Source organism: Nocardia arizonensis (assembly GCF_001310275.1).
GTDB classification, from domain to species: Bacteria; Actinomycetota; Actinomycetes; order Mycobacteriales; family Mycobacteriaceae; genus Nocardia; species Nocardia arizonensis.
Genome location: NZ_LGYZ01000081.1, coordinates 368,161 through 391,516, shown reverse-complemented (window position 1 = coordinate 391,516; position 23,356 = coordinate 368,161). Strand labels below are relative to the sequence as shown.

General features: G+C 68.2%; 23 protein-coding genes. 22 read left to right on the top strand and 1 reads right to left on the bottom strand.

The window, feature by feature from the left end:
- Positions 1-367 precede the first annotated feature (367 nt).
- Positions 368-757: a DUF2237 family protein gene (locus APZ21_RS17390; RefSeq protein ID WP_019048221.1), complete on the bottom strand. Its 390-nt coding sequence runs from the start codon at positions 755-757 to the stop codon at positions 368-370.
- A 155-nt stretch (positions 758-912) separates the two neighbouring features.
- Here APZ21_RS17390 and ftsY point away from each other — a divergent pair, with 155 nt between their 5' ends.
- From ftsY to dprA, 22 genes are all read left to right on the top strand, one after another.
- The gene (ftsY, locus tag APZ21_RS17385; protein WP_371852285.1) at positions 913-2,397 is read left to right on the top strand and encodes a signal recognition particle-docking protein FtsY; all 1,485 of its coding nucleotides are present in this window, start codon (positions 913-915) and stop codon (positions 2,395-2,397) included.
- 386 nt (positions 2,398-2,783) lie between these two features.
- Positions 2,784-4,130: an ammonium transporter gene (locus APZ21_RS17380; protein WP_054814306.1), complete on the top strand. Its 1,347-nt coding sequence runs from the start codon at positions 2,784-2,786 to the stop codon at positions 4,128-4,130.
- A 5-nt stretch (positions 4,131-4,135) separates the two neighbouring features.
- A complete protein-coding gene (locus APZ21_RS17375) occupies positions 4,136-4,474 on the top strand; it encodes a P-II family nitrogen regulator (RefSeq protein WP_039799550.1) in 339 nt (112 codons plus the stop codon).
- A gap of 100 nt (positions 4,475-4,574) precedes the next feature.
- Positions 4,575-7,043 carry a [protein-PII] uridylyltransferase gene (locus APZ21_RS17370; RefSeq protein WP_054814305.1) on the top strand — a complete coding sequence of 823 codons (2,469 nt, stop codon included), beginning with the start codon at positions 4,575-4,577 and terminating at the stop codon, positions 7,041-7,043.
- 11 nt (positions 7,044-7,054) lie between these two features.
- Entirely contained in the window at positions 7,055-7,522 is a 468-nt protein-coding gene (locus tag APZ21_RS35650) for a hypothetical protein (RefSeq protein WP_239476674.1), read from the top strand.
- Between the two features lie 139 nt (positions 7,523-7,661).
- Positions 7,662-9,224 (top strand): signal recognition particle protein, encoded by a 1,563-nt coding sequence (ffh, locus tag APZ21_RS17360; RefSeq protein ID WP_054814303.1) that lies wholly within the window; start codon positions 7,662-7,664, stop codon positions 9,222-9,224.
- 70 nt (positions 9,225-9,294) lie between these two features.
- Complete coding sequence (locus APZ21_RS17355) at positions 9,295-10,386, top strand: amidohydrolase family protein (RefSeq protein ID WP_054814446.1); 1,092 nt, start codon at positions 9,295-9,297, stop codon at positions 10,384-10,386.
- Positions 10,387-10,529: 143 nt separating this feature from the next.
- Positions 10,530-11,117: a Uma2 family endonuclease gene (locus tag APZ21_RS17350; RefSeq protein ID WP_082393182.1), complete on the top strand. Its 588-nt coding sequence runs from the start codon at positions 10,530-10,532 to the stop codon at positions 11,115-11,117.
- An 83-nt stretch (positions 11,118-11,200) separates the two neighbouring features.
- A complete protein-coding gene (locus APZ21_RS17345; protein WP_054814301.1) occupies positions 11,201-11,755 on the top strand; it encodes a dihydrofolate reductase family protein in 555 nt (184 codons plus the stop codon).
- A gap of 185 nt (positions 11,756-11,940) precedes the next feature.
- Positions 11,941-12,366: a 30S ribosomal protein S16 gene (rpsP, locus tag APZ21_RS17340; protein ID WP_054814300.1), complete on the top strand. Its 426-nt coding sequence runs from the start codon at positions 11,941-11,943 to the stop codon at positions 12,364-12,366.
- Entirely contained in the window at positions 12,367-12,609 is a 243-nt protein-coding gene (locus APZ21_RS17335; protein WP_054814299.1) for an RNA-binding protein, read from the top strand.
- Positions 12,610-13,149 (top strand): ribosome maturation factor RimM, encoded by a 540-nt coding sequence (gene rimM / locus APZ21_RS17330; RefSeq protein WP_054814298.1) that lies wholly within the window; start codon positions 12,610-12,612, stop codon positions 13,147-13,149. It abuts the gene before it with no gap.
- A 13-nt stretch (positions 13,150-13,162) separates the two neighbouring features.
- Positions 13,163-13,855 carry a tRNA (guanosine(37)-N1)-methyltransferase TrmD gene (gene trmD, locus APZ21_RS17325; protein WP_054814297.1) on the top strand — a complete coding sequence of 231 codons (693 nt, stop codon included), beginning with the start codon at positions 13,163-13,165 and terminating at the stop codon, positions 13,853-13,855.
- A 234-nt stretch (positions 13,856-14,089) separates the two neighbouring features.
- Positions 14,090-16,411, top strand: a complete 2,322-nt coding sequence (locus APZ21_RS17320; RefSeq protein ID WP_054814445.1) for a Tex family protein — start codon at positions 14,090-14,092, stop codon at positions 16,409-16,411.
- 33 nt (positions 16,412-16,444) lie between these two features.
- Entirely contained in the window at positions 16,445-17,308 is an 864-nt protein-coding gene (locus tag APZ21_RS17315; protein WP_054814296.1) for a hypothetical protein, read from the top strand.
- Between the two features lie 163 nt (positions 17,309-17,471).
- Positions 17,472-17,813, top strand: a complete 342-nt coding sequence (gene rplS, locus APZ21_RS17310) for a 50S ribosomal protein L19 (protein WP_054814444.1) — start codon at positions 17,472-17,474, stop codon at positions 17,811-17,813.
- A gap of 116 nt (positions 17,814-17,929) precedes the next feature.
- Positions 17,930-18,694 (top strand): signal peptidase I, encoded by a 765-nt coding sequence (gene lepB, locus APZ21_RS17305; RefSeq protein WP_054814443.1) that lies wholly within the window; start codon positions 17,930-17,932, stop codon positions 18,692-18,694.
- A gap of 52 nt (positions 18,695-18,746) precedes the next feature.
- The gene (locus APZ21_RS17300; protein WP_054814295.1) at positions 18,747-19,499 is read left to right on the top strand and encodes a ribonuclease HII; all 753 of its coding nucleotides are present in this window, start codon (positions 18,747-18,749) and stop codon (positions 19,497-19,499) included.
- A 120-nt stretch (positions 19,500-19,619) separates the two neighbouring features.
- The gene (locus tag APZ21_RS17295; protein WP_011210678.1) at positions 19,620-19,925 is read left to right on the top strand and encodes a DUF2469 domain-containing protein; all 306 of its coding nucleotides are present in this window, start codon (positions 19,620-19,622) and stop codon (positions 19,923-19,925) included.
- 108 nt (positions 19,926-20,033) lie between these two features.
- A complete protein-coding gene (locus APZ21_RS17290) occupies positions 20,034-20,390 on the top strand; it encodes a YraN family protein (RefSeq protein WP_054814294.1) in 357 nt (118 codons plus the stop codon).
- Positions 20,390-21,898: a YifB family Mg chelatase-like AAA ATPase gene (locus APZ21_RS17285; RefSeq protein ID WP_054814293.1), complete on the top strand. Its 1,509-nt coding sequence runs from the start codon at positions 20,390-20,392 to the stop codon at positions 21,896-21,898. The genes APZ21_RS17290 and APZ21_RS17285 overlap by 1 nt, the downstream gene beginning before the upstream one ends.
- A 38-nt stretch (positions 21,899-21,936) precedes the next feature.
- Positions 21,937-23,307: a DNA-processing protein DprA gene (dprA, locus tag APZ21_RS17280; RefSeq protein ID WP_082393181.1), complete on the top strand. Its 1,371-nt coding sequence runs from the start codon at positions 21,937-21,939 to the stop codon at positions 23,305-23,307.
- Positions 23,308-23,356 lie beyond the last annotated feature (49 nt).

Sequence of the window (23,356 nt, the reverse complement as noted above, 5' to 3'; positions counted from 1 at the left end):
TCCAACGGCGTCGACGCGCCGACGGCGAACTGGGAGCGTCCTCGGTGCTCGCCGCCGCCCCGCGCACGGCGTGACGAGAGTGGCGGACGCTCGCCGCGCCGGACCGGGCGCGAGTGACGAATATCTCCCCGCGCGGCGGTGCCCGATAAGCCGCGCACCGTTGCGGCGACAGGGGATGGGCGGACCCGTCCGCCGCTGTTTCGGCGGCCCGCCGCCCGCTGGTCGGGCGTCGCGCCGCTTGCCATCGCGCCGCCGTCGCCGCGCCGACGCGCCCGCGCGTGTGCGCGCCGATCGTCGGCGGGCAGGGGATACGGCGGCAACCGGATCATTCTGGTTGCCGTGCGGCGCGGCGTCGAACTCGGCGGGCTCAGAGCAGATCGCTGACGTCGTCGGGAACGTCGACGGCGTATTTACGCAGGATGTCCATGGAGATCACTTCGAGGGCGTTCTCATGGGTGGCGGCCAGCACGACGGGGGCGGCAACGCCGTCCTCATGGGCGTGCAACCAGCGCACGGCGACCACGCACCAGCGGTCGCCGGGCTGCAATCCGGGGAAATTGTTCTCCGGGCGCGGTGTGCTCAAGTCGTTCCCGATGGACGCCTGATGCTCGAGGAACTCAGCCGTGACTACGGTGCACACCGTGTGGCTACCGAGATCCTCCGGGCCGGTGCTGCAGCAGCCGTCCCGGTAGAAGCCGGTGAGTGGATCGGTGCCGCACTCTTCCAGCGGCCCCCCAAGCACGTTTCGATCGGTCACGTCGCCGATCCTATTGTCACTTCGCGAGAAGTTCCGCAGGACAAGAAATCTCGGGGGCTGTGTCGACGGCCGTTTCGCGGTCGGATCGAGCGGTTCGCGGGCCGACGACCTGCGGCGCGACACGGCGACCTGCCCGCGGCGACCTTTCTGCAAGGATGGTCGGCGTGAGTTCCGAAGCCTGGATTCTGATTGCCGCGGTCGCCGCGTTGCTGCTCGTCGCGCTGGTGACCGGATTCATCCTGTACAAGCGCCGCCGGGTGTCGCTGGCGGCGCCGACCGAGGACAAGGAACTGACCGACCGGTCTGGCGGATATACCGCGTCCGGTGGATTCAGTTTCAGTCGCGGGGGCACGGCCACCGAGACCCGCCCGGAACCCGTGCCGATCGAGCGCACCGACACCGAAGGGCAGCCGCATGTCGGCGACGACGCGGCCATCCCCCGGGACGCGCCGAAGCGGGGGATCACCGACATCCCGTTACCCGAGGCGGATGTGGACACCGCCACCCTCGACACCGCCGCGGGCGCGACCGCCCCGCCCGTCGAGGAGACCGCGCCGCGCGTGGTCGAGGCTCCCGACACCGCCCCGACCGAAGTGCGCGCTCCCGAAGACACCGCCCCCGCGCCGGAGATCGCGGCGCCACCCGCCGTCGAGACCGTGCGAACGCCTCCCGCGCCCGCCGAGACGCCCGAGGCCGTCGCACCCGCCCTCGAGGAGATCGAACCCACCGCGGGCCGTCTGACGCGCCTGCGGGGCCGTCTGTCGCGGTCGCAGAACGCCGTCGGAAAGAGTCTGCTCGGTCTGCTCGGCGGTGGCGATCTAGACGAGGATTCCTGGGAGGAGGTCGAGGACACCCTCGTGCTCGCCGATCTCGGCACCGCCAGTACCGAATCTGTGGTCGCCAGACTGCGCGAGGAGATGGCCTCCCGCAGCGTCCGCACCACCGATCAGGCCAGAGAGGTCCTGCGTTCGGTGCTCGTCGAGGCGCTGCGTCCCGAACTCGACCGGTCCGTGCGCGCACTGCCGCATGCGGACCACCCGTCGGTGCTCCTCGTGGTCGGGGTCAATGGCACGGGGAAGACCACGACCACCGGCAAGTTGGCGCGCGTGCTGGTCGCCGACGGCCGCCGCGTGCTGCTCGGCGCCGCGGACACCTTCCGCGCCGCCGCCGCGGATCAATTGCAGACCTGGGGCGAGCGGGTCGGCGCGGAGACCGTGCGCGGCAAGGAGGGCGCCGACCCGGCCGCGGTCGCCTTCGACGCCGTCGCCGCGGGTATCGACCGAGGCGTCGACGCGGTGCTGGTCGACACCGCGGGCCGGCTGCACACCAAGACCGGTCTGATGGACGAGTTGGGCAAGGTCAAGCGGGTCGTGGAGAAGAAGGCGCCGGTGGACGAGGTGCTACTGGTCCTCGATGCCACCGTCGGCCAGAACGGCCTCGCCCAGGCCAGGGTCTTCGCCGAGGTGGTCGACATCACCGGTGTGGTGCTGACCAAACTCGACGGCACCGCCAAGGGCGGCATCGTCTTCCAGGTCCAACACGAGTTGGGCGTGCCGGTGAAGCTGGTCGGCCTCGGGGAGGGCGCCGACGATCTGGCGCCGTTCGAGCCCGGCGCGTTCGTGGACGCGCTGCTCGGATGACCTCGGCGAATCCTCGCGGCCCGAATAATTCGGGCTGCGGGGAATTTGCCGTTTCACGGTGAGTCGCGGAATTCTCTGTGGTACCGATGCCGCAGGCGGATTCATTTCCCGCCGTTCGGCGAGGCGCCCGCAAACACCGTGTGCGGTAGGCGGAATGTTTGCCGAATCCTACCGATCGGTAACTGCCATTTCGATCATGCGGCGCGGCCCTCACACCTGCGGCGAAACGTGTGGTGTACGTCACGAAACGTGGTAGCAACACAAACCGGCTATCCGTTCACAGGGGTGAAACATTGCAGCATGACGGATGAAACACCGAGTGAGGAACCTTCTGTGCAGGTCCATTTGCCGTAATCGGCTGGGCCCGAGATGAGGAGGACATTAAGGTGGCATTTCCCGTAATCGGCGCGCCGGACGCCGGTGACACCGCATGGATGCTGGCGAGTGCGGCGCTCGTGCTGTTGATGACACCCGGACTGGCGTTCTTCTACGGCGGCATGGTCCGCTCCAAGAACGTGCTGAACATGATCATGATGAGCGTCAGCTCCATGGGATTGATAACGATCCTGTGGTCGCTATACGGCTTCTCGATGGCATTCGGTGAGGACAAAGGCAACCTCATCGGCGACCCGGGGCAATATTTCGGACTGAAGAGCGTTTTCGGTGGTAGCTACCTGGCCTCCACCGATCCCGCGGCCCCGGCGGCGGTTCCACTCAACGGAACCATCCCGCTGTCGGTGTTCGTCGCGTTCCAGCTCATGTTCGCGATCATCACGGTCGCCCTCATCTCGGGCGCGGTCGCCGACCGCCTCAAGTTCGGTTCCTGGCTCGTCTTCGCGGGCATCTGGGCAACGGTCGTGTACTTCCCGGTCGCGCACTGGGTGTTCGCCTTCGACGGCTACACCGGTGAGCAGGGCGGCTGGATCGCCAACAACCTGAAGGCGATCGACTTCGCCGGTGGTACCGCGGTCCATATCAACGCGGGCGCCGCGGGCTTGGTGCTGGCCGTGGTACTCGGCAAGCGCAAGGGCTGGCCGCAGACGCCGTTCCGCCCGCACAATCTGCCGTTCGTCATGCTCGGCGCCGGTCTGCTGTGGTTCGGCTGGTACGGCTTCAACGCCGGTTCCGCCGTCGGTTCCAACGGCATCGCGGGCGCGACGTTCCTGACCACCACCATCGCGACCGCCGCGGCCATGCTTGCCTGGCTCGTGGTGGAGAAGATCCGCGACGGCAAGCCCACCTCGCTGGGCGCGGCTTCGGGCATCGTGGCCGGTCTGGTCGCCATCACCCCGTCCTGCTCCTCGGTCAACATCGTCGGCGCGATCGCCATCGGTGTCGTCGCCGGTGCGCTGTGCGCCCTCGCGGTCGGCCTGAAGTTCAAGTTCGGCTTCGACGACTCGCTCGACGTCGTCGGCGTCCACCTGGTCGGCGGTCTCGTCGGCACGCTGATGGTCGGCCTGGTCGCCGCGCCGGAAGCACCGGCGGCGGTCGAAGGCTTGTTCTACGGTGGTGGTATCGAGCAGTTGAAGCTGCAGGCTGTCGGTGCGTTCACCGTGCTCGCGTATTCCCTGGTCGCCACGGCCGTGATCGCGTACATCATCAAGTTCACGATCGGCCTCCGCGTTTCCGAGGAGAGCGAATCGGTGGGCGTGGATGAGTCCGAGCACGCTGAGACCGCATACGATTTCGCTGCTGTGGGTGGCACGGCGCGCTCGCTCGTCAAGGAGGCATGACGACTATGAAACTGATCACGGCAATCGTCAAACCGTTCACGCTCGAGGACGTCAAGTCCGGTCTGGAGCAGGCGGGTGTGCTCGGTATGACGGTCAGCGAAGTGCAGGGCTACGGGCGGCAGAAGGGCCACACCGAGGTCTACCGCGGCGCCGAATACTCCGTCGACTTCGTACCGAAGGTTCGGGTCGAGGTCGTGGTCGACGACGCCTCGGTCGACAAGGTCGTCGAGGTGATCGTTGAGGCCTCGCGCACCGGCAAGATCGGTGACGGCAAGGTCTGGGTGACCCCGGTGGAGGCGATCATCCGGGTCAGGACCGGCGAACGCGGAACCGACGCTCTGTAGACCGAACGGACAATACGGAAAAACGAATCGAGCGGCGGCCTCGCTCCTACCGGATTGCCCGGTCGGGGCGGGGCCGCAAGCATTGGATGGGCGGTGGGTCGTGGGCAACGAGCGTGACAGCGGTAGACAGGCGAACGACAAAGTGTCCAAAGTGTCCAGCGGGGCCGCGGACCTGGTCCGGGCACGCAAGCAATTACTCGACGGCGGGCTGCCACGCAATCCTCGGCTCGACGCCGAATCGCTGCGATCGGCACTGGTCGATCTCTATGAACTGTGGCTTACCAGCAAGGGGTCCGAACTCGGCATCGTCGCCGACAGCGGTCTGGCGATCGTCGCGGTCGGCGGCCTCGGGCGTCGTGAGATGCTGCCCTACTCGGATCTGGACCTGGTCCTGCTGCACGACAATGTCGACCCGACCCGGGTCGCCGAGGTCGCCGATTCACTGTGGTATCCGCTGTGGGACGCTCATATCAAGCTCGATCACAGTGTCCGTACCGTCCCCCAGGCACTGCGCGTCGCGGGCGACGACCTGATCGCCGCGCTCGGCATGCTGGAGGCGCGCCATATCGCGGGCGACGTCGAGTTGAGCAACCTGCTGATCGGCGGTGTGCGCCGGGAATGGCGCACCGGAATCCGCACCCGATTCGATGAACTGATCGCCCAGGCGCACGCCCGCTGGCAGCGCAGCGGCGAGATCGCGCACCGCGCCGAACCCGATCTGAAGAACGGGCGCGGCGGACTGCGCGACATCCAACTGCTCGACGCCCTGGCCGTCGCCCAGTTGACCGACGCCATGCCCGGTCTCGGACCGGACGTGCCCGGCGGCGGTCTGCGGCACGCGCATCGCCGCCTTCTGGACGTGCGCACCGAACTGCACCGGGTGGCGGGCCGGGCGCGGGATCAACTGCGCGCCCAGGACGCCGACGAGATCGGGGCGGCGCTGCGGATCGGCGACCGCTTCGATCTGGCACGCACACTCAGCGATTCCGCGCGGACGGTCAGCTACTCCGTGGACGTCGGGCTGCGGACCGCGGCCAACGCCCTGCCACGGCGCGGACTCGCGCGCCTGCGCCGCATGCCGGTGCGTCGACCACTCGATGAGGGGGTGGTCGAGCACGGCGGCGAGGTGGTGCTCGCGCGGGACGCGCGCCCGCAACGGGATCCCGGGCTGATCCTGCGGGTATCGGCGGCATCGGCGCAGACCGGGCTGCCGATGTCCGCCACCACCCTCAATCGGCTTTCCGAGGACGCTCCCGAACTGCGCGAGCCCTGGCCCAAGGACGCGCTCAACGATCTGCTGGTGCTGCTCGGGTCGGGACGCGGCGTCATCAACGCCATCGAGGCGCTGGATCGCACGGGGCTGTGGGGCAGATTGCTGCCCGAATGGGGCGCGGTGCGGGATCTGCCCCCGCGCGACGCCATCCACACCTGGACGGTGGATCGCCACCTGATGGAAACCGTCGCCTACGCCAGTGCGCTGAGCACCAGGGTCGCGCGTCCGGATCTGCTCATGCTCGGCGCCCTGCTGCACGACATCGGCAAGGGGCGCACCGGCGACCACAGCGTCGTCGGCGCCGATCTGGCCACCCAGATCGGCCGCAGGCTCGGACTGTGGCCCTCGGATGTGCGCACGCTCAGCGCCATCGTCCGCTACCACCTGCTGCTGCCCGAGACCGCGACCCGGCGCGATCTCGGCGACCCGGAGACCGTGCGAGTCGTGGTCGAGGCCCTCGACGGCGAGGTGCAATTGCTCGAACTGCTGCACACCCTCGCCGAGGCCGACGCGCTGGCCACCGGACCGGGCGTGTGGGGCGACTGGAAGGCATCGCTGATCGGGGAACTCGTGCGCCGCTGCCGTCTGGTGATGGCGGGCGACGCGCTGCCGACCCCCGAAGCCATCGCCCCCGACCTGCTGGAGAAGGCCACCGAGGGCGGTGTGCACATCGACCTGCGGCCGGGGGAGGGCAAGTACACCTATGTCGTCACGGTGATCGCGCCCGATTCGTCCGGTCTGCTCTCCGACGCGGCGGGCGTGCTCGCGCTGCATTCGCTGCGGGTGCTGTCGGCCTCGGTGGGCGGTACGGGTCCGTCGGCGGTGAACACGTTCATGGTGTCGCCGAAGTTCGGCGATCCGCCGGACCCCGGTCTGCTGCGTCAGGAGCTGATCCGGGCGAGTGCGGGGGATCTGGATCTTCCCGCGCTGCTGGCGAAGCGGGAGCGCGAGGCGACCGGAACGGGTCCGAATCCGTACGCCCAGGCACAGCCGCGGGTCATCTGGTTCGATGACTCGGTATCGGGGCGGGCGATCCTGGAACTGCGCGCCGAGGATCGTCTCGGATTGCTGAGCCGTCTGGCCGCGACCTTCGCCGCGGCGGGCGCGGATGTGCGCTGGGCCAAGGTGCTCACGATGGGCTCGGCGGTCGTGGACGTCTTCGGGCTCGACCTCGGCGCGAGCGATGGTCCGGCGCGGCGCGAGGCGATCGAGAAGGCGGTGCTGGAAGTGGTGCCGCGACCCGCGCCGAAGAAGCCCGAGGAGACCACGACGCCGGGCGGCGATCAGGTTTCCTGACTATTTACCAAATGCCCAGTTTGCTCAGCGATCCGCCGTTCTGTTGCCGGATGTGCCAAGAAACCAAACCGTTGCACATCATTTGCTGGAACATTGCGGCTGGTGGTCCGGCCGACCCTAGTATCAGACCGTCCGGCTATCGCGAGCACGAGGGGAGCGGTTCGGTGGCAATCGAAGTTGTTTCTGCGCGAACGATGACCAGTGACGAGACGACCCACATGGCGCGCTGCGTCGGTGGCGACCGGTGGGTCGTCTCCTGGCTACCGGGACGTACGTTGACCGGCAAGCAAGCGGTGACCGCGATGACGATCGCCACGACGGTCGCCACCCGCGAGATCGGCACCGACGCCGAATGGGCGCTACTCGACGAGTTGGCTCTGCAACTGGGGTTGACCGGCCGCGAGGCGACATTCATGGTGGGCGCGGAGAATCACGACTACCGTCGGGCGGTGCGGCCCCGCCGCCGCGCCTTCGGCTGAGGCCGCCCGCGACCTGTTCGACACCGGTTGCGCGCCGAAGTGGACGATCCCATTACCCTGGGAGGAACCTCGTCCATTCCGGCCGGTTGTCCCGGCTGCCGTCCCCCAGGGACGTCCCCCGAGATCAGGAGCGCGATCGGTGTTCGAATCCCTGTCCGACCGGCTTACCGGTGCACTCAAGGATCTGCGCGGTAAGGGGCGTCTGTCACCGGCCGACATCGATGCCACCTGCCGGGAGATCCGGCTCGCCCTGCTCGAGGCCGATGTCGCGCTGCCGGTGGTGCGCGGGTTCATCGCCCGTATCAAAGAGCGCGCCAAGGGCGCCGAGGTCTCCGGCGCGCTCAATCCCGCCCAGCAGGTCGTCAAGATCGTCAACGAGGAGCTCATCGCCATCCTCGGCGGCGAGACCCGCAGGCTGAGCCTGGCCAAGAATCCGCCGACGGTCGTCATGCTCGCCGGCCTACAGGGCGCGGGTAAGACCACGCTGGCGGGCAAGCTCGCGAAATGGCTGAAGGGACAGGGACATCAGCCATTGCTCGTGGCCTGCGATCTCCAGCGCCCCGGCGCCGTCACCCAGCTCCAGGTGGTCGGCGAACGCGCGGGCGTCCCGGTCTTCGCGCCGCATCCGGGCACCTCGGTGGGCGGCGGCGAGAATCAGCTCGGGATGACCGCGGCCGATCCGATCGAGGTGGCCCGCACCGGTGTCGCCGAGGCCAAGGCCAAGCAGTACGACGTGGTCATCGTCGACACCGCCGGTCGTCTCGGCATCGATGAAGAGCTGATGCGTCAGGCCGCGGGCATTCGCGACGCGGTCCAGCCGGACGAGACACTGTTCGTACTCGACGCCATGATCGGCCAGGACGCGGTCAGCACCGCCGAGGCGTTCCGCGACGGCGTCGGTTTCACCGGCGTCGTGCTCACCAAACTCGACGGTGACGCCCGCGGCGGCGCCGCGCTGTCGGTACGCAATGTGACCGGCGCGCCGATCATGTTCGCCTCCACCGGTGAGAAGCTCGAGGACTTCGACGTCTTCCACCCGGACCGCATGGCAGGCCGCATCCTCGGTATGGGCGATGTGCTCACCCTCATCGAGCAGGCCGAACAGGTCTACGACGCGCAGCAGGCCGAGGAGGCCGCGCGCAAGATCGGCAGCGGTGAACTCACCCTCGAGGACTTCCTCGACCAGATGCTGGCCATTCGCAAACTCGGCCCGATCGGCAATCTGCTCGGCATGCTGCCGGGCGCGGGGCAGATGAAGGATGTGTTGGCCCAGGTCGACGACAAGCAGCTCGACCGCGTGCAGGCCATCATTCGCGGTATGACCCCCGCCGAGCGCGCGGATCCGAAGATCATCAACGCCTCGCGCCGCCTGCGCATCGCCAACGGTTCGGGCGTGCAGGTCTCGGAGGTCAACCAGCTGGTCGACCGCTTCTTCGAGGCCAAGAAGATGATGGCGGCGATGGGCCGCCAGATGGGCATGCCGGGTTCGCGGCGCGCCAACAACCGCAAGGGCAAGAAGGGGAAGAAGGGCGGTCGCGGGCCGACTCCGCCGAAGGTGCGCGGCGGCTTCCCCGGCATGCCCGCGGGTATGCCCGCAATGCCGCCGGGCGTCGACCTGTCGAATATGCCTGCGGGCTTGGACCAATTGCCGCCCGGACTCGAAGGTTTCGACCTGTCGAAGCTGAAGTTCCCCAAGAAGTAGGCGGGCGCACACCGACTCGAAGGCTCCCGCCCGGGTAGGTTCGGTGGCAGTCGAGGTCGAGGAGGTCGGTGTGCGTCTGCGCGGTGTGGTTCTGCCCGGTGACGAGGTCCGCGACCTCTGGGTGCGCGACGGCCGGGTGTCCGCCGAGCCGGTGCCGGATGCCGAAACACTCTGCGACACAGGGTGGATCGTGCCGGGGTTGGTCGACGCGCACTGTCACGTCGGCATTCGCTACGGTGGCGGGCATGAGGATCGCGATGGCGCGGTCGCCCAGGCCGCGATCGAACGTGACGCGGGCGCGCTGTTGCTGCGCGACGCCGGATCGCCGATCGACACCCGATTCATCGACGACCGCGAGGATCTGCCGCGCATCATTCGCGCGGGTCGCCATATCGCCCGGCCCAAACGCTATATCCGGGAACTTGGCATCGAACTCGACGACGAGCGCGACCTGCCCGAGATCGTCGCCGAGCAGGCCCGTTTCGGCGACGGCTGGGTCAAGATCGTCGGCGACTGGATCGATCGTTCGGTGGGCGACCTGCGTCCGCTGTGGAGCGACTCGGTCCTGAAGGAGGCCATCGACGCCGCCCACGCCAATGGCGCCCGGGTCACCGCGCACGTCTTCGGCGAAGACGCCCTGCCAGGTCTCATCGACGCGGGCATCGACTGCCTCGAACACGGCACCGGACTCACCGACGACACCATCGAGATGATGGTCGAGCACGGCACCGCACTGGTCCCCACCCTCGTCAATATCGACACCTTCCCCGATATCGCCGCGGGCGCCGACAAGTATCCCGTCTACGCCGCCCACATGCGTGATCTGCATCGCCGCGTCCGCGACACCGTCGGTAGGGCGCACACGGCGGGCGTGCCCGTCTACGCGGGCACCGACGCAGGCGGTTCCATCCGCCACGGCCGCATCGCCGACGAGATCGCCGCCCTCACCGCCGCGGGCCTGTCGCCCCATGACGCCCTCGGCGCCGCGTCCTGGAACGCCCGTACCTGGCTCGGCCGCCCCGGCATCACCCACGGCGCCCCCGCCGACTTCGTCGTCTACGACGAAGACCCCCGAACCACACCCGCCATCCTCACCACCCCCCGCCACGTGGTCCTGCGCGGCCGAGTGGTCCGTTCCGGTCCGGTAACCGGCCACCGCTGAGGCATTTTCCACCGTCGAGCGGTGGATTCCCGAGGAGGAAGCGAACTACCGTCGATATCACGGGTACTGCTCGATCTTCGGAGACGGTGTCCTGTGTTCTAATCCAGCGACAGGTGGCCGTAGGCCACGGGAGATCGGGCGGTATGACGACGACGAGCGCCGAGGTTGCGATGATCCATCCGCTGGGACCAATGACCGTGGACGACTGGCTCGCCGAGGAGCAGCCGTCGGATGGATCTCGACTCGAACTGATTCTGGGGTATCCCTACATGACGCCGCCGCCCGGTGGGCCGCACCAGTTTGCCGCTTTCGAGCTGGCGATCGTCCTGCGCAACGCGATTCGAACGTCGAGTCGCGACGACCTGCGTGTCTTGCCCGCCGTGGCCGTACGCATCAGCACCGAATTCCGCACCGGCGTCATTCCCGACATCGCGGTGGTGAATGTGGATTTCAAGCGGACCAGTTTCGCGTCGGAGGAATTGGTGCTGGCGGTCGAAGTGTGGTCTCCGGGCAATTCCCGCGCCGAAAGGGACACCAAGATCGCGGGTTACGCGTCGGCGAAGGTCCCCTATCTGTGGGTGGTGGAACTTCCCGAAGGAAAACCGCCGCGATTCGAGGGGTATCGCCTGGGCGAATCCGGCTATGTGCAGGAGGTGTTCGCGGTTTCGGGAGAGACCATCGTGGCGCCCGGGCCGGTTCCGGTCGAGATCGACACTTCCGCACTCGGGTGACGCGGCCGGTGCGACAGCGATGACTTCGCGGGCGCGGACTCGTCCGCACCTGTAGGACGTGTCGTCGACAGGGAGGTGCGGTCATGCGGGATCTCGTCGTCACCGAGAACATCACGCTGGACGGGGTGATCGACGCGACGCGGGGGTGGTTCACGGTCGGCGGGGCCGCCGAGGCGGACGATTCGGACATCGTCGCGGAGTTGACGGCGCATACGGCGCGGTGCGACGCGGTGTTGTTCGGCCGGGTGACCTTCGAGCAGATGCGGGGTTACTGGCCGGAGCAGGCCGACGACGAGACCGGGATCGCCGACGATCTGAATCGGATGGCGAAGTACGTGGTGTCCACGTCGATGATGGATCCGGGCTGGCGCAATTCGGAGGTGCTGCGCGGGCTCGACGAGGTGCGTGCGCTGAAGCGGCGGCCGGGCGCGGATATCGTCAGCACCGGCAGTATCACGCTGGTCCACGCGCTGATCGCGGCCGGTCTGGTCGACGAGTACCGGTTGTTCGTGTATCCGGTCGTCCTGGGCGAGGGGGCGAGATTGTTCACCGACGGCGTCGAGGTGCCCGCACTGCGACTGATCGAGAACAAGCGGTTCCGCTCGGGTGTGGTCCTGCTGCGATACCGGGCGGCCTAGCGACGCGATTTCCGCCGCGATCACCCCGTCTGGCAGAATGGTCCACCGTCCTCATGGACAAGTGTCAGCCCGTCTCCGGTTACGTACCGCGCGGCGGTCACACACTCCAAGCGCGAAACCGGGCTCGCAGACCGTGCGGGTCGCTGAATCGTGTCGTGACCAACCAATGAAAGAGGCAGATCAGCATGGCTGTTCGCATCAAGCTCACCCGCTTGGGCAAGATCCGCAACCCGCAGTACCGCGTCGTCGTCGCGGACGCCCGCACCCGTCGTGACGGCCGGGCCATCGAGTCCATCGGCAAGTACCACCCCAAGGAAGAGCCCTCGCTCATCGAGATCGACTCCGAGCGCGTCCAGTACTGGCTCGGTGTCGGCGCGCAGCCGACCGAGCCGGTGCAGCGCCTGCTGGAGATCACCGGTGACTGGCAGAAGTTCAAGGGCCTGCCGGGCACCGAGGGCACGCTGAAGGTCAAGGCGCCGAAGCCGTCCAAACTCGACCTGTTCAATGCCGCGCTGGCCGCCGCCGACAACGAGCCGGTCGCCGAGGCCGTCACACCCAAGAAGAAGGCCGCCAAGAAGGAAGAGGCCGCCGAGACCGAAGCAGCCGAGTAAATGAGCGCCGTCGTCGCCGATGCCGTCGAACATCTGGTTCGCGGCATCGTCGCCAATCCGGACGAGGTCCGTGTCGAGCTCATCACCGGTCGCCGAGGCCGGACCGTCGAGGTGCACGTACACCCCGAGGATCTTGGTAAGGTCATCGGCCGCGGCGGGCGCACCGCCACCGCCCTGCGCACGCTCGTCGCCGGAATCGGCGGTCGCGGTATCCGGGTCGACGTGGTCGACACCGACCAGTAGATGGAACTCGTCATAGGGCGGGTCGCCAAGTCGCACGGTGTGCGCGGCGAGCTCGTCGTCGAGGTCCGCACCGACGAACCAGAGGCTCGTTTCGCGCCGGGCGCCACCCTGCGGGGTCGCTCGGCGCGTTCCTCGGCCGCGGATTCCTCCGGGATCCGCGATTTCACCGTGGAATCGGTCCGGGAGCATTCCGGCCGTCTGCTGGTGGTCCTGTCCGGCGTCACCGATCGCTCGGCCGCCGACGCACTGCGCGGCACGCTGTTCGTGGTCGACAGCGCCGATCTGCCGCCCTCGGACGACCCGGACGAGTTCTACGATCACGAACTCGAGGGGCTGTCCGTGCATCTCACCGACGGCACCCATATCGGCACGGTCGAGGACGTGCTGCATTCGGCGGCCGGTGAACTGCTGTCGGTGCGCTCCGCCGAGGACGGCCGCGAGATCCTCATCCCGTTCGTCACCGCCATCGTGCCGACGGTGTCGCTGTCGGAGCGGCTGGTCGTGATCGATCCGCCCGAGGGTCTGCTCGACCCCGACTAGCGCAGGAGCGGCGATGCGACTCGATGTCGTCACGATCTTCCCGGAATATCTGGAACCGCTGCGCACCGCGCTGCTCGGCAAGGCCATCGAAAAGGGGCTGATCAGCGTCGAGGTCCACGATCTACGGCGCTGGACCCACGATGTCCACAAGTCGGTGGACGACTCGCCATACGGTGGCGGCCCCGGCATGGTCATGAAACCGACCGTCTGGGGCGACGCGCTCGACGAGGTGTGTCCCGACGACGCCCTGCTCGTGGTGCCCACACCCGCGGGCGTGCCGTTCACCCAGGCCACCGCGCAGCGCTGGGCGGGGGAGAAACACATCGTCTTCGCCTGCGGCCGCTACGAGGGCATCGATCAGCGGGTGTTCGACGACGCCGCCCGCCGGGTCCGGGTCGCGGAGGTCAGCATCGGCGATTACGTGCTGATCGGCGGCGAGGCGGCGGTCCTGGTGATGACCGAGGCATTCGTACGACTCATACCGGGCGTACTCGGCAATCAGCAGTCCCACCAGGAGGATTCGTTCTCCGACGGCCTGCTCGAGGGGCCCAGCTACACCCGACCGGTGACCTGGCGCGGACTCGAGGTCCCCCCGATCCTGCTGTCCGGCGACCACGCGAAGGTCGCCGCCTGGCGCCACGAGCGATCCCTCGAACGCACCCGCCTGCGCCGCCCCGACCTGCTCGGGGAAACCGCACACGAGTGAGCGCCTCGCCGCGGCGGTACGGCGGTCGAGCGCACGCGGTGGGCCCGTCCGTCGCCTGTCGTGTGGCTCGTCGAGGTCATTCACCTGGGTGTCGGCGGGCTGTCAGCGGACAGAGGTAGTGTCTGCGGCGTGACGACAGCGCCCGAGATCGCCAGTTCAGCGACGAACACCGACACGACCGCCGCCGCACCGACCGGCGCCGCGGTAACCCCTCCGGCCCGCGTCGGCCGTCGCATCGCCGAGGAACTCGGTGTGCGCGAGAGTCAGGTCACCGCGGCCGTCGAACTACTCGACGCGGGCTCGACGGTGCCCTTCATCGCGCGCTACCGCAAGGAGGTCACCGGCGGTCTCGACGACGCCCAGCTGCGTCAGCTCGACGAACGTCTGCACTATCTGCGCGAACTCGACGAACGTCGCGGCGTGATCATCGAATCCATCAGGGGCCAGGGCAAACTCGACGACGCGCTGCTCGGTCAGTTGATGACGGCGGAGACCAAGGCCCGCCTCGAGGACATCTACCTGCCCTACAAGCCCAAGCGCCGCACCAAGGCCCAGATCGCGCGCGAGGCCGGGCACGAGCCGGTCGCCGACGCGCTGCTCACCGATCCCGACACCGATCCCGCGCGGTACACGGCCGAACAACTCGACGGCGCTCGCGCCATCCTGGTCGAGCGCTTCGCCGAGGATGCCGATCTGGTCGGCGAACTGCGTGAACTCATGTGGAACCGCGGGCAGCTGAAATCCTCGGTGCGGCCGGGCAAGGAGGAGGCGGGCGCGAAGTTCGCCGATTACTTCGAATTCAGCGAACCGTTCGATTCCCTGCCCTCGCACCGGATTCTCGCGCTGCTGCGCGGGGAGAAGGAGGAGGTGCTGTCCCTGCAACTCGAATCCGATACCGAGGAGCCGGAGCCGGGGGAGCGCACGGTCTACGAGGGCCGCATCGCGGTGCGTTTCGGCATCGCGGACGCCGGCCGCGCCGCCGACAGTTGGCTGCTCGACACCGTACGCTGGGCTTGGCGCACCAAATTGCAGGTGAGCCTGGGTATCGACACTCGGATGCGGCTACGGCAGGCGGCCGAGAAGGACGCGGTCGACGTCTTCGCCGCCAACCTGCGCGATCTGCTGCTCGCCGCGCCTGCGGGCACCCGCACCACGATGGGACTCGATCCCGGCTACCGCACGGGCGTGAAGGTCGCCGTGGTCGACGCCACCGGCAAGGTGGTCGCCACCGAGGTCATCTATCCGCACAAACCGCAGGGGCAGACCGAGAAATCCCTCGCGGTGCTCGGTGCGCTGGTGGCCCGCTTCGGCGTCGAACTCATCGCCATCGGCAACGGCACCGCCTCGCGCGAAACCGACGCGCTGGCCGCCGAACTCATCTCGCGCATAACGGAGAACAAGCCCACCAAGATCGTCGTCTCGGAGGCGGGCGCCTCGGTGTACTCGGCCTCCGCCTACGCCTCGCAGGAACTGCCCGATATGGACGTGTCGCTGCGCGGCGCGGTGTCCATCGCCCGCCGCCTCCAGGATCCGCTGGCCGAGCTGGTGAAGATCGACCCGAAGTCCATTGGCGTCGGCCAGTATCAGCACGACGTGTCCGAGACGCTGCTGGCCAGGTCGCTGGGCGCGGTGGTCGAGGACGCGGTGAACGCGGTCGGCGTTGACGTCAACACCGCGTCGGTGCCGCTGCTGTCGCGGGTCTCGGGCATCGCCGGATCGCTCGCGGAGAGCATTGTCGCGCACCGCGACAAGAACGGGCCGTTCCGCAGCCGCACCGCGCTGATGAGCGTGCCGCGGTTGGGGCCGAAGGCTTTCGAACAGTGCGCGGGCTTCCTGCGTATCCGCGGCGGCGACGATCCGCTCGACTCCTCCGCGGTGCATCCCGAGGCGTATCCGGTGGTGCGCCGAATCCTCGAGCGCACGGGCGCGGGAGTCACCGAGCTGATCGGCAACACCTCGGCGCTGCGGGCGTTGCGCCCGGCCGATTTCACCGACGAGACCTTCGGTGTGCCCACGGTCTCCGACATCATCGCCGAGCTCGAGAAGCCCGGCCGCGACCCGCGCCCCGAGTTCAAGACCGCGGAGTTCGCGGCGGGCGTGGAGAAGGTCGCCGACCTGTCGCCGGGAATGGTGCTCGAGGGCGTGGTCACCAATGTGGCCGCCTTCGGCGCCTTCGTCGATGTCGGCGTACACCAGGACGGGCTCGTCCATGTCTCGGCCATGTCGCACAACTTCGTCAAGGACCCGAGGGAGATCGTCAAATCCGGTGACGTGGTGAAGGTCAAGGTGCTCGAGGTCGATGTCGCCCGTCAGCGCATCGGCTTGACGCTGCGCCTGGACGACGAGCCGGGCGGGGCGGCCAAATCCGGCGGCAATCGCGGTCAGGGCGGGCGCGGATCGGGCGGCGGGGGCGATCGGCAACGGCAGAATGGACAGGGTAAGCAGCAGGGCCGCAATCAGGCACAGGGACGCAACCAGGGCAATGCGCGCCGTGGGGGGCCCGCGCCGAGCGGCTCGATGGCCGACGCGCTGCGCCGGGCCGGTTTCGGCCAGTAGCGGCCCGAGCGCCGACGAAGGGGGCGCGCGACGATGCGCAGATGGCTCGAGCAGGATGTGATCGCGCAGGGCCGCCTCCCCTTGTTGTGCTTCCTGCTCGGCTTCATCGTCGGGTTCCTGTTCATCAGGATCAGCGTGCGCCTGATTCGCAAACAGGTGCGCTGGTGGCCGGGGAATCTGCGCGCGGGCAGCGTGCACATTCACCACATGGTGTTCGGCGTGATCCTGGTGCTCGGGTCGGGCCTCGGCATGGTGGCGGTGTACGACAGCGCCGACAATCTGACCGCGAGTTGTCTCGCGGCCGCCTTCGGCGTCGGCGCCGCCCTCGTCCTCGACGAATTCGCGTTGATCTACTACCTGCGCGACGTCTACTGGGAGGAGCAGGGCCGTACCTCGGTGGACGCGGTCTTCGTCGCGCTGGCGGTGACCGGTCTGCTGCTGCTCGGCTTCCATCCGCTGTCACTGCTGGAGATCAATGACTTCCGCAGTTCGATGGGTACCGAGGCGCGCGTCGTCGTCAGTCTGTTCGCCGTGGTCAATCTCATGCTCGCGGCCATCGTCATCGCCAAGGGCAAGATCTGGACGGGTCTTTTCGGGATGTTCTTCCCGCCGCTGCTCGTCGTCGGCGCATTACGTCTGAGCAGGCCGGGCGCGCCGTGGGCCCGGTGGCGCTACGCCGATCGCCGCAGGCTGATGTACCGCGCGATCGTGCGTGAACGGCGCTACCGCCGCCCGGTCATCCGCGCCAAGATCTTCATCCAGGACCTGATCGCCGGTAAGCCCGATGTCGAGCACGTGCGGGCCGCGGCCGAGGCCGAACTGGCCAGGAAGGTGGTGCCCGCGCCGCCATCCCCGCATCCGCATCACCTGCCCTGGGAACGCCGGGCCGACACCTGACGCGCAGGCCGATTTCTCCAGCGTGCGCCCGGTCTGGCACAATGCACAGGTTGCCCCGGGTGCATGTTCGACCCCGGGAGCATCCCTTAATTCGGAGCATGAACCGGTCGAGCACACCGTGCCGCCAGGGTCCTCTGTTCGCGCACACATCAGAAGGATGGACATGAACACCCTTGACTTCGTCGACGAGAAGTCGCTGCGCAGCGACATTCCCGACTTCCGGCCGGGCGACACCCTCAATGTGCACGTGAAGGTCATCGAAGGCTCGAAGGAGCGCATCCAGGTCTTCAAGGGCGTCGTCATCCGGCGCCAGGGCGGCGGCGTCCGCGAGACCTTCACCGTTCGCAAGGTGTCCTTCGGCGTGGGTGTGGAGCGCACCTTCCCGGTACACACCCCCAATATCGACCACATCGAGGTCGTGACCCGCGGTGACGTCCGCCGTGCCAAGCTGTACTACCTCCGCGATCTGCGTGGCAAGGCCGCCAAGATCAAGGAAAAGCGCTGAGCGCCTTTTCCTGAGGCGGGAACGCCGCGAAAGATTTTCGTAGCCCGGCACCGGACGGTAGGTCACGGTGCCGGGCTACTCTGTTCGGCGTGGCAGACGAAAGTGGGTCGGTGGCGATGTCCGGATCGGACGATGAGCGGGCGGCGCGCGGTCGCCGCGGCGGGCGCAGGCAGAAGGCCAAGAAGCAACGCCCGTTCTGGCAGGAGTTGCCGATCCTCATCGTGATAGCGGCGGTGATCGCCGCGCTGATGGTGAGTTTCGTCGGTCGCCCGTATGTCATACCGTCCCAGTCGATGGAACCCACCCTGCACGGGTGCACGGGCTGTACCGGCGATCGCATCTACGTCGAGAAGCTCACCTCCTACTGGAGCGACCCGCATCCGGGCGACGTCGTGGTCTTCGTCGGACCGCCGTCCTGGAACACCAGGTACCAGTCGATTCGCTCGAGCAATACCGTCGTGCGCGGCGTGCAGAACTTCTTCTCCTTCTTCGGGCTCGTGCCCCCCGACGAGAACGACCTCGTCAAGCGGGTGATCGCGGTGGGCGGTCAGACCGTGCAGTGCTGTGACGCCGAGGGCCGGGTCATGGTCGACGGCAAACCGCTGGACGAGCCGTATGTCCACAACGACTACAAGTGGGTGCCGGGCCAGCAGAACCCCACGTATCCGGCCGGACGGGTCTTCGGCCCGATCAAGGTGCCCGAAGGTCACCTGTGGGTGATGGGCGACAACCGCAACCAGTCCGCCGATTCCCGCGCTCATGTGGGCGACGATCTCCAGGGCACCGTCCCGATCGACAATGTCCGGGGGCGCGCGGTGTTCAAGATCTGGCCGCCCAACCGGATCGGCCCGGTCAAATCCCAGGATCCCCAGACGAATTGATTTCGGACGGGGCGCGGATAATCGAAGTGTGGATCAGGGGCGAGTGGCTGTGATGTCGAACGGCGGGTGGCCGCCGCGGGTGGTGATGCGACGCGCGAGCGGTCTGCGCACCTTGGAGGCGGCGTTGATCCGCAGCGGCCTTGGTCCGGTGGCGGGTGTCGACGAGGCCGGACGCGGACCATGCGCGGGTCCGCTGGTGGTGGCGGCCTGTCTGCTCGCCCCGAAGGCGTATGACAAACTCGCCGGCCTCGACGACTCCAAGAAGCTCACCGAGGCGACCCGCGAGGAGCTGTTTCCCGTCATCACCCGCCTGGCATTGGCCTACCGGGTCGTCGTGGTGCCCGCTTGGGAGATCGATTCCATCGGCATCCACGTCGCCAATATCGAGGGGATGCGCCGGGCCGTCGCGGGCCTGGGGCACACTCCCGGTTACGTGCTCACCGACGGATTCCGGGTACCCGGCCTCCCGGTGCCATCGCTGCCGGTGATCGGCGGCGATGCCGCGGCCGCCTGCATCGCGGCCGCGAGCATCCTGGCCAAGGTCACCAGGGACCGCATCATGGTCGAGATGGACCGGAAGCTGCCCGGCTACGGATTCGCCGCCCACAAGGGCTACAACACGCCCGAACACATCGCCGCGTTGGAACGGCTCGGGCCGAGCAGCGAGCATCGCCGGTCGTGGCGCAACGTGCACGACACGGTGGGGTCGCGCCCGCGCGCGAACCTCGTCGAGGCCGCCGAGGCGGCCATCGCCGAGGGCGTGGCGGACGGCCGAGTGGCTACCGATGCCGCCCATGCGAGATGATGTCCACATACGACGCAGCGGCGTGAGTGACGGGCCCGGAGGCGGCATGCGTGTACACGAAGGGCCCCGCGAACGTCGCACATCGAAAGCAGTGCGCCGAGAAGGAGGACGTCCCACCCGATGAGTGCCGAGGACCTCGAGAAGTACGAAACCGAGATGGAACTCTCGCTCTACCGCGAGTACAAGGACATCGTCGGTCAGTTCTCGTACGTGGTGGAGACCGAGCGCCGCTTCTACCTGGCCAATTCCGTCGAACTGCGCCCGCAGAACGCCGACGGCGAGGTGTACTTCGAAGTGCGGATGAGCGACGCCTGGGTGTGGGATATGTACCGCCCCGCCCGATTCGTCAAGCATGTGCGGGTCATCACGTTCAAGGACGTCAATATCGAAGAGCTGGAGAAGCCGGACCTGCGGCTTCCCGAGTGACCGCGGCGGCGCGGCCGTGTTGTCCACAGGCGTGCCGTTGTCAACAGGGCGGGTATTCGCCCAGGTCGGCTGCGGGGCCGATCGGCCGCGGGCGTCCATGCTTGCCGAGTGGGAGATAAACAGGCGCTCGGCGCACAAGGGGAGGAATTGGCGGCCCGCTATCTGGAAGCCGCCGGTATGCGGATCGTCGCGCGCAACTGGCGCTGCCGCTATGGCGAACTGGATCTCATCGCCCGCGACCGCGAGGTCACTGCCTTCATCGAGGTGAAGACCCGCACCGGCCCCGGATTCGGCGCGCCGTCGGAATCGGTCACCTTCGCCAAACAGCGTCGCATTCGCACGGTGGCGCTGAGTTGGCTCACCCAACAGGACGGCCCCTGGCTCACCGTCCGCTTCGACGTGGTCGCGGTCGTGCTGCGCCGTGGATACCGGCCGGTCATCGATCACCTCCAGGGAGTCTTCTGATGGCGCTGGGTCGGGCCCATTCGGTGGCTGTCACCGGTGTCGACGGACACCTGGTGGAGATCGAGGCCGATATCGGCCAGGGACTGCCCTCGGTGAACCTCGTCGGACTTCCCGACACCGCCCTGCAGGAGTCGCGCAATCGGGTGCGCTCCGCGGTGGCGAACTCCGGGGAGAGATGGCCCGACGGCCGCGTCGTACTCGCGCTCTCGCCCGCTACCTTGCCGAAGGTCGGCAGCGTCTACGACCTGGCCTTGGCCGTGTCGGTGCTCGACGCGGCCGGCGCCGTGCCCTCGCAGCGGCTCGGGCGCACCGTCCTGCTCGGCGAGCTCGCCCTCGACGGTCGGGTCAGGCCGGTGCGTGGGGTGCTGCCCGCGGTGTTGACCGCCCGCGGTGCGGGTTGGTCCACGGTCGTCGTTCCCGAGGCGGCATTGGCCGAGGCCGGGCTCGTGGACGGCATCGAGGTGGTGGGCGCGGGCCGGTTGCGGGATGTGGTGTCGTGGTTGCGCGGAGAGTGTTCGTTGCTCGAACCCGACCGGGTGTTACCCGATCCGGTGCACCCCGGCGGCGATCTTAGCGAGGTCGTGGGGCAGGACGAGGCCAGATGGGCACTGGAAGTGGCCGCCGCGGGCGGACACCACCTGCTGCTCACCGGCCCGCCCGGCATCGGCAAAACCATGTTGGCGCAACGCCTCCCGGGTCTGCTTCCCCCGCTCACCGAATCCGAGTCGCTCGAGGTCACCGCGATCCACTCGATGGCGGGCGCACTCGCGGGCAACCACCCCCTGGTCACCACACCTCCTTTCGTCGCTCCCCACCACTCCACCTCTGCCGCGGCGATGGTCGGCGGCGGATCGGGATCGGCCCGCCCCGGCGCGGTCAGCCGCGCACACCGTGGCGTCCTGTTCCTCGACGAATGCGCCGAGATCGGCACCAAGGTCCTTGAAGCTCTGCGTACTCCCCTGGAAGAGGGTGAGGTTCGCATAGCACGGCGCGACGGTGTGGCCCGCTATCCCGCCCGATTCCAACTGGTCTTGGCCGCCAATCCCTGCCCCTGCGCCTCCGCCCGCGACGTCGACTGCATCTGCGCGCCACTGGCTCGCCGCCGATATCTGGGCAAACTGTCGGGTCCGCTCATGGACCGCATCGATATCTGGGTCCGCATGCACGGCCAAGCGGGCGGCACATTCTCCGAGACCGAAGCCGAAAGCAGCGCGGTCGTGCGCGAACGCGTGGCCGCCGCGCGACGAGCCGCCGTCCACCGCTGGCAGGAATACGGCTGGACCACCAACGCCGAGGTCCCCGGCCACGCACTGCGCAGACAGTTCCCGCTGTCACCCGCGGCCGTCGCACCTGTGGAATCGGCCTTACGCCTCGGCCGCATGTCGGCACGCGGAGCCGACCGAGCCATCCGAGTCGCATGGACCATCTGCGACCTGCGCGGCGGCGAAAGCCCCAGCGCCGAAGATGTCCTGCTGGCCCTGAACTTCCGTCAGCGAGGTACGCAGTGACCGAGAACCCCGATCATCAGTCGTTACCGTCACCCCCGATGGGGCACGGCCGGGGAGGCGAGCAGCTCGCCGTCGACGAGGTCGCGCCCGGCGTGCCTCGGCGGGACGAGGCGGTGGCCGGTTGGACCGAGAATCGACCGCCCAGGTCCACACCGGGGATCGGCGAGTCCGGCAATGCCGGTGCGGGATTCGGCGTTCACGAGGTGATCCACGGCGCTGATGACGGCACCGTGGGGACCGTCGATCTCGACGCGCCGCCGGGCGGTCTCGATGAGCGGCGCTTGGCGTGGGTCTATCTGTCGCGGGTTACGCAGGGGCCGTGCGCTGCGCTGTCGGCCTTGATCGAGGCCGTGGGGGTGGTCGAGGCGGCGCGAGCGGTGCGTGAATGCGCTTTGCCGGAATCTCTGCGGGCGCCCACCGCGCAGCGGCGCGAGCTCGATTGCGCGGCGCGGGATCTGGAGGCGGCTCAGCGCGTGGGTGGCCGGGTGGTGACTCCCGACGATCCCGATTGGCCCGCGTGGCGCATGCTCGGATTCACCGCGCGGAGTACCGATTCCGAGCCCGACGGTGGAGTGCCGCTGGTGTTGTGGGTGCGCGGGGCGCGTTCGGTGACGGAATCGACCGACCGTGCTGTCGCGGTGGTCGGTGCGCGGTGCAGTACCGGATACGGCGACAGGGTCACCGGCGATCTCGCGAGTGATCTCGCCCGCCGCGGTATCAGCGTCGTTTCCGGCGCCGCCTTCGGTATCGACGCGACGGCCCATCGGGCGGCCTTGGCGGTCGGCGGCACCACCGTCGCGGTACTTGCCTGCGGGATCGATCGTGCCTATCCGGCCCAACACGAACGACTGCTCGCGGAGATAGCCGAGACGGGGCTCGTGGTGAGCGAATATCCACCGGGCACCACCGCGCGTAAGCATCAATTTCTCGCCCGAAACCGCCTGATCGCGGGGCTGGCCGACGGCGTCGTGGTCGTGGAAGCCGGAATTCGGAGCGGAGCCCGCAATACGGTGAAGTGGGCGCGCAGACTCGGACGACCCGCCTTCGCGACGCCGGGCCCCGTCACCTCGGCCGCGTCGGTCGGCTGCCATCGCATGATCCGCGACGGCGAGGCACTGCTGGTCACCTCGGCGGACGAGGTCATCGATGAGATAGGTCCCCTGCGATTGTCGACGCCGAACACACCGGGCCCGAACGGCAGCGCCGGACCGACTCTCTGCGGCGACTCCGCCACCGTCTACGAGGCCGTTCCGGCGAACGGTCGCCGCCTCCCCGTCCAACTCTCCACCCGAACGGGTCTGCCGCTGCACGTTGTACGCGCCGCGCTGACTTCCCTGGAGTTGGCGGGTCTGGTGGATGCCGATCGCAGCGGCTGGTATCGCACCGCGTCGCAACGCAGGGCGCCATGAGTGCGATGGTCGGCATCGGCCCGCACGGACCGGGACGGGGTGCGCCCAG